A 6,477-nucleotide genomic window follows, 5' to 3' on the forward strand; every position below is an offset into this window, starting at 1 on the left:
GGGCGCGGTCTCCTCGGGTCAGCGGTTGCTGTTGCGGTCGAGCAGGCGGCGACCGAGGCGGGTCCGGCGGCCGGTGCCTTGGCAGCGGGGGCAGTTGCGGAAGGCTTTGCGGGTCGGTGATCCGGACTTGCCGGAACCTGCGCAGCGGGTGCAGTTGGCGTAGGGCCAGATCCGGCAACCTGCCAGGTAGCCGACGACCATGACGGCGACGAACGCGGCGAGCAGCAGGACCGATCCGGCGGTGACGAGTGCGACTAGCGGCGGCACATACTCAGCCATCTCTGTCACTTTCTGTAGTCGGATGAGGGTGCGACGGGCCAGGCCGGGCACCTTGCGCGGTGTCCGTCCGGGAGGTTTCGGGATGTAGTTAGCTGCCGGTGATCGGGTTAGGTTCGTCACTCGGCGGGTGAGGTGGGTTGATTGCGGCTCTGACCTGCGGAAAGTTAGGGAGTGAGCCGAGTTAGACGGGGGTCGGAAACCGCTGGTCAGAGCCGCTCAGAGCGGTGTTCCGACCCCCGGCCGTGGGTTAACTCGCGAGCTGCCCCGTGCCGTCGTCGGCCTCGTCCGTGTCCTGCTCGCGCCGGACGATCGCGTCACGGATCGTAGCTGGATCGACCGGCCAGCGGTTCCCGGTCGAGGGGACCTTGACCCCGTGCCCCCTCGCGAGCTCGTCGCGAAGGGACTTGCCTGTCATGCCCTGGTATGGCGCCCAGGTCGGCGCGAGCCGCTTGAGCAGCGCGGGCACGTCAGCGCTCGGCACCGGGTCATCTCCGAGGACTTCGTCCAGGTCGGCGAGCAGGTCGCGGGTCTCGATCTCGATCCGCGCGGTGCCCGGCTTGGAGCCGCCGCGTTCGGCGATGGCGGCCATCGCCCGCTCGATCAGCGGTGTCACTTGGTCGTTCTCCCTCGACACATCGAGGAAGTACCACTGCAAGATCTCCGAGCGCTCGCCGCTGAAGCCCTTGACGATCGAGGTTCCCCGGTCGGTGCCGGGGATCAGCTCGGTTGCGCGGTGCCCGGCGGTGTAGGCGCCCTGCCCCAGCAGTGCATCGTTGGCGACGTGGTCGCTGACCGCGAACGCGATGCCGTTGGAGCAGTTGCGGGTCACGTCACGCGGCATGGACGTGGCCGTGGGCGCCTGGGTGGACACGACGAGGTGGATACCGCGCTTGCGACCGAGCTTGACGATCTCGATCACGTACTTCTGAATCTCCTTGCCGTACGTGTCGTCGTACAGCGCAACGTGCGCCTCTTCGAGCAGCCCAACGAGCGGGTGCAGACCTACGCCCTTGTTCGCGATTTCCCTTGTGACAGAAGGGATTTCGTACTTCACGAGCAGCGCGCCGCGCGCCTGAACCTCGTCGTACAACTCCTTCAGATCGTCGCGAATCTTCTCAATCGCTTCGGCGTCGGAGCCCATCACGTAGCGGGAGCAGCGAGGCCGGAACACCTCGAAGTCGTAGTTGGTGTCCGGAACCCAGATCCGCAGCTCTGCGGTCGGGTCGAGCGCGGCACCGATCATCATCACCCGCGCCGACGCGGACTTGCCCTGACCGGGAATGCCGCCGGTAATGGTGTTGCGCTCCGCCATCGGCGCGAGCATCGGATCACCCCGCAGCGTCCGCCCGGCCGGAACGCCCTTGAAGAAGTCGACCAAACCTCCCTCCAGCAAGGGATACTCGCCCGCACCTTCGGCGAGTGCGCCCTTGTCCGCGACCCACAGATCCAGGATTCCGGCCTCGCTGCCGGTGGTGGGCCAGACCTCCTTCGCAGCCCGGCTAAGCCCCGTGGCCAGCTCCGCGCGGCGACGTGCGATCTTCTCTGCCGTGACACCGGCAGGCAGCCGCACGACCGCGTGGGTGCCGCGCCCGTCGACGCGGGCCGGGGTGATGAACTGCAGCTTGAGCCCGGACTTCAGGTATTGCGTGATGGACGGGATCCGCAGCGCGTTCAGCGCGCTCGCGATCGTGGTTTCATCGATCGCGACATCCCACGCCTGATCCCCGGTCGTGACCAGCCAGGACGGCGGTTCAGCGCGCCGCTTGCCTTCCCGCCATGCGGCCAGCACCAGCAGGAACGGTGCGGCGATCGTAAACAGTCCCCACACGAACGCGACAGCAGCGATCACGAACCCGATCAGTCCGAAGAACCCCAACCACACACCCGTGAACGATCCGTTGCCGGTGGCCTTGGTGAGCACCGCGATCACGAACACCGCCAGCGGGACCCCGAGCACCAGCGCAGCGAACACCTTCACGACACCGACGAACAGCTTCGGCAGGTCCATCAGGCGGCGGTGACGGCGCTCGGTGGCCATCTCCTTGCGGTCAGCCCACTCCTTCAACTCTTCGCGGTCACCGGCCGCCTCAGCGGCCTTGATCTGACGGCGGTAGACACCCATGGTCGAGGCATCCCACAGCCGCTTCGCCCAGGACTCCACGCCCTGCACGACCGTGAACGACTCCCGCAGCACGACCTTGCCGACCGTCTTGGTCCGGTCATGGGTGCTGACCTTGACCACGGCGCGGGTCGCGACCTGACCAGTGGTCACGGCGCGGCGGACCAGCGCGCCCCGGTTCGCCAACCGGCGGTCCAGGTCGGCCGACTCCTCATCGGTCAGGATCTCGCCCTCGATCACTTGCACTTCCGCCGCGCCGTGAACATCCTCGGCGGGCACCCGCTCAGCGTCCTCGTGAACGATGTCCTGAACCTCGTCCTGAAGGTTTTCGTGAACGCTGTCCTGAACAGTTTCGTGAGCATCCTCACGGCTGTCGTCGTGCAGCTTGTGGACGTTGTCCATGAACCTGCCTCCTGTCTCGATCAAGCCGCCGCACGGGCGAGGTCGCCCGCATCAGCCGCGTCGTCAGTGGTGGTCTCGACGGCCGCCGAGGCGGCCGTGGTGGTTCGGTTGCTCAGCTCGGCGCGAACGGCGGCGGCGACCTTGGCCGAAAGGCCGGCCGAACAGCCACTAACCCGGCGAGCCCACGCGGGAGTGATCTCGACGTCCGGCTCAACGGCCGCCAGGGCGTCGGCCACGTAGTCGGCCAGCAGCTTGCGGCCGTGCTTCGCCGTGGCCTTCTTGCGGGGCTTGCCGGGCTTGCGGGCCACGTGGGTAGGTTCGGACTCGGTCGGCGCCGCAGGACTCGCCACCAGAGCTGCCGGAGCGGGCGGGGTCCCTGCCCCGGCCGGTGGCATCTCCAACGACTCAGCGGCCTTCACCGGGTCAGCCAGCGCGGCCGCCTGCTCGGCCCGCAGCACCGCTTCGGTCAGCCGGTCCCGCAGAACCGGGGCGGTCTCGGCAGCACAGAACACCAACAGCGGCGGCACCGAGTGCAGCACGATCCCGGCAACGTCGAGCTTCAGGAACGACGACCACGTGTTCATCGCGTAGGTCGCGGCGAACGCGAACCGCTTCGTCCGACCGATCCACGGACCGACATCGCTCACCTGATACCGGGCGGTGATCTGCTCGGCCCGAAGAACCGCGATCAGCACCAGCGACACCATCGGGTCGAGCAGCCAGGCGGCGAACCATGCCAGCGAGAACACCGCCGCGCCACGGGCGGCGAAGTCCTGAACGTTCACCATCGTGAACGCCAGACCGAGCACGATCCCCAGCCACATGCAGCGATCCACCTGCGTACGGATCGACTCCACCCGCAGCGCGACCACGTCAGGGTGAGTGGACAACGCACGGACCTGCGATGCCTCAGCCGCGGCGACCCGCAGCCGCTCGACACCGGACCGCTTCGCCTTGCCGGACTCACCGATCTCAGAGGTACGAACCAGGGTGCTCATGACTGGGCCTCCCGGATGGCCAGCTCGCGCCGGGCGTCATCAACAAGCCACCCCAGCGCCCACAGGTCGCCATAGGCGGTCGCAACCTCCGCAGAATCAGCCGGTGCGTCACCGCTCACCGTGTCCAGCAACGACCCGAGCCGGGCCTCAAGCTCGTCGTACAGGTCGGTCTCTTTGACGCCCAGGCGGTTCGCCAAGATCTCACCGAAGCTCAGCGTCCGAGCACGTCTCATCGCTGGTCCTCCTTGACTCCCGTGTGGCCTTGACCGGAGATCGCGCTCTGCGCGGTGGCCAGGCACTCGCCGACCCGGCGGGCATGCTGCCCAGCCAGCAGGAGCGCATCGACGGCCAGCGCGACGCTGGCGGCTGGGTCGCCCTTGTCGTCGTACACGTCGTACGTGGTCAGCGACCGGACCAGCCCGGCACCGAGCTGGCGCGTCAACTGGTCCAGGGCGAACCCGACCTGCTGCAAGCTGCCCAGCACGTCATAGGCCACCGGAGCAGGCACCGTGCGAGAGATGGTCTCGTGGTTCAGGGATCGGATCGCCTCGTAGGCGGCATCACCGGCGCGGGCCATGTCAGCGGTGCTCATGCCGCACCATCCGCAGCGGTCTCGTAAACGGCCAGCTCGCGGCTAGCAGCCAGGACCTTGCGCTGAGCGCGGCGGATGCGGCGGCGGTCCAGAACCGAGGCGGCCGGTCCAGCGGTGATGAAGGAAATCTCAGCGTCGAGCAGGTCCAGCTCGGCCGCGATCAGCGGCCATTCCTGCGCGATCTCGGCCAGCTCGGCGGCGGTCGGACCCTCGCTGTCGGCGGCCTGAAGGTGGATGATCTTCACGGGTTGTGCTCCTGTTCGTAATGGGACGGGCGCGACCCAGACGCCTCGGCGGGTGCCACCGCCGGGGCGTCGCTTGTTTGCTGCCTATAGGCCTTGGTCTACCTATGTGGCTTGTAGGAACAAGTTGCTTGAGTGACATGTTGGAACAAGCCGCATAAGCTTGTCAAGCAGCAAACGAGAGGAATGTGGGATGCCAGAGACGTTGCAAGAGCGAGTGGCGCGCTTGATTCGCGCCTCACTCGGCGAACCGGGGTCAGCCCTGCCCAGCGAGGCGGAGCTGGTGACCCGCTACGGCGCAAGCCGGAACACGGTTCGGGCCGCGCTGGCCGCTCTGGAGGCCGAAGGTCTGATCACCAGCAGCCAAGGCCGGACCCGCCGCGTCCGCGAGATCCGCCGCTGGGAATGGAAGATGGCCGAGTGGGAGAAGGCCCACAACAACGACGGTGACGCCTGGGCGAACACCATCAAGGCTCAGGGCGGGAAGCCCGGGAACGACCTGCAAATCCTCACGATCCAGGCGCCGGCCGATGTTGCCGAAGCGCTCCAGATCCCTGTAGGAACGGCGATCCAGGCGCGCAACCGCCTGCGCTGGGTCAACGATGAGCCGCACCAGCTCAGCGACTCCTACTTCCCACCGTTCGTCACGGACGGAAACGATCTGTTCTGGAACCCCAGCGACCTCGGTGTCAACGGCGGCCTTCTGGCGGCAACCGGACACACGCAGGTCCGCTGGCACGACACCCTCACTGCTCGGATGCCAAGCGCCGATGAAGCTCAGCGCCTGATGATGGCCCCCGGCACGCCTCTGCTCGTCCACACTCGCGTCGGCTACGACGCCGAAGGTCGCCCCGTTCGCTACATGGTCTCCCGCATGGCGGCCGACCGCGTCGAAGTCTCCTACGATGTGGACGCCTGATGCTGATCACGCTCGACGAATCCCACCGCCAGCTCGTCCACCAGGTCCGCGACGAGGCGGGCGAGTGGCTAGCAACAAAGGGCACCGACCAGTACCGAGGCGGCCTCGACATGGCCCAGGTCCACGCCAATATCGACAGCGACTTCGACGCCTACCCTTTCGTCGGCTGGGTGGTCAATGGCCAGGTTGTGGCCATGATGGCTCTCATTGAGCCGGAGCCTGAGTTCTGGTCACCTGAGGAACTCAAGGAGCCACAGACGTACATCAGTCGGTTCTTCGTTGTGCAGCATGGCAAGGGCTACGGTTCCGCCCTGCTGCGGGCGGTCATCGAGCAAGCGCGGCGGGAAGGCAAGCACTGGATCCGCCTCAACTGTTGGAGCACCAACACCGAACTGCATAGGTACTACACCGCCCACGGTTTCGAGCACGTGCGAACGTGCAACGAGCCGGGCCGAATGAGCGGTGCCCTGTTTCAGTTGCCGCTCACTAGCTAGGTCGTGACCGCGTGTGTCCCGCGGAGGCAACCCAACAACAGTTGGGCCACTGCTGGCAATCGCTCTTCGAGCCAGTACCAGATTGCAAGTTGGAGATGCTCTAACAGTTTCGTGAGGTTCTCGACCATCCGCTTAAGATCCGAGGGCCTCTTGCTGCGTCCCACGTCGACAGGATCCGCTTTCCAGTGAGCAACATCGTTGCGCTTTTCTCGAATTTCCCTCAAGAGCAGGGCGTCATTCGGATGATTGCGCCAATCACCGGTCAAGCCGAGTAGTGCCCAGATCGCCTGGAAGTGCGTACCGTGAATAGTTGTCCCGTCCGCCAATACGAACAAACTGGCTCTTCGATCTTGACCGGGCACGACACGCGGTCTCTGCCTGCGGGGTAGGGGCTCGTGGCCTCTGAACACTGGCTGTTGTCGAGACAGTTCA

General features: G+C 66.3%; 8 protein-coding genes. 2 read left to right on the top strand and 6 right to left on the bottom strand.

Translation table 11 applies throughout. From position 1 onward, the window contains the following. Positions 1–18 precede the first annotated feature (18 nt). The 6 genes from EV643_RS34240 to EV643_RS34265 form a co-directional block, all read right to left on the bottom strand. Positions 19–279 (bottom strand): hypothetical protein, encoded by a 261-nt coding sequence (locus EV643_RS34240; RefSeq protein ID WP_133804333.1) that lies wholly within the window; start codon positions 277–279, stop codon positions 19–21. 247 nt (positions 280–526) lie between these two features. Continuing rightward, on the bottom strand, positions 527–2,800 hold the full coding sequence (locus EV643_RS34245) for an ATP-binding protein (protein WP_133804334.1): 2,274 nt from the start codon (positions 2,798–2,800) through the stop codon (positions 527–529). A 20-nt stretch (positions 2,801–2,820) separates the two neighbouring features. Then, positions 2,821–3,798 carry a hypothetical protein gene (locus EV643_RS34250; RefSeq protein ID WP_133804335.1) on the bottom strand — a complete coding sequence of 326 codons (978 nt, stop codon included), beginning with the start codon at positions 3,796–3,798 and terminating at the stop codon, positions 2,821–2,823. Further along, on the bottom strand, positions 3,795–4,031 hold the full coding sequence (locus EV643_RS34255) for an adenine nucleotide alpha hydrolase family protein (RefSeq protein ID WP_133804336.1): 237 nt from the start codon (positions 4,029–4,031) through the stop codon (positions 3,795–3,797). The genes EV643_RS34250 and EV643_RS34255 overlap by 4 nt, the downstream gene beginning before the upstream one ends. Beyond that, a complete protein-coding gene (locus EV643_RS34260; RefSeq protein ID WP_133804337.1) occupies positions 4,028–4,390 on the bottom strand; it encodes a hypothetical protein in 363 nt (120 codons plus the stop codon). The genes EV643_RS34255 and EV643_RS34260 overlap by 4 nt, the downstream gene beginning before the upstream one ends. Next, entirely contained in the window at positions 4,387–4,635 is a 249-nt protein-coding gene (locus EV643_RS34265) for a DUF6284 family protein (protein ID WP_133804338.1), read from the bottom strand. Before EV643_RS34265 ends, EV643_RS34260 begins: the two co-directional genes overlap by 4 nt. A gap of 190 nt (positions 4,636–4,825) precedes the next feature. Here EV643_RS34265 and EV643_RS34270 point away from each other — a divergent pair, with 190 nt between their 5' ends. Both EV643_RS34270 and EV643_RS34275 read left to right on the top strand, forming a co-directional pair. Then, a complete protein-coding gene (locus EV643_RS34270; protein ID WP_133804339.1) occupies positions 4,826–5,551 on the top strand; it encodes a GntR family transcriptional regulator in 726 nt (241 codons plus the stop codon). Then, positions 5,551–6,045, top strand: a complete 495-nt coding sequence (locus EV643_RS34275) for a GNAT family N-acetyltransferase (RefSeq protein WP_133804340.1) — start codon at positions 5,551–5,553, stop codon at positions 6,043–6,045. Before EV643_RS34270 ends, EV643_RS34275 begins: the two co-directional genes overlap by 1 nt. Positions 6,046–6,477 lie beyond the last annotated feature (432 nt).

Source organism: Kribbella caucasensis, assembly GCF_004361855.1.
Taxonomy (GTDB): Bacteria; Actinomycetota; Actinomycetes; order Propionibacteriales; family Kribbellaceae; genus Kribbella; species Kribbella caucasensis.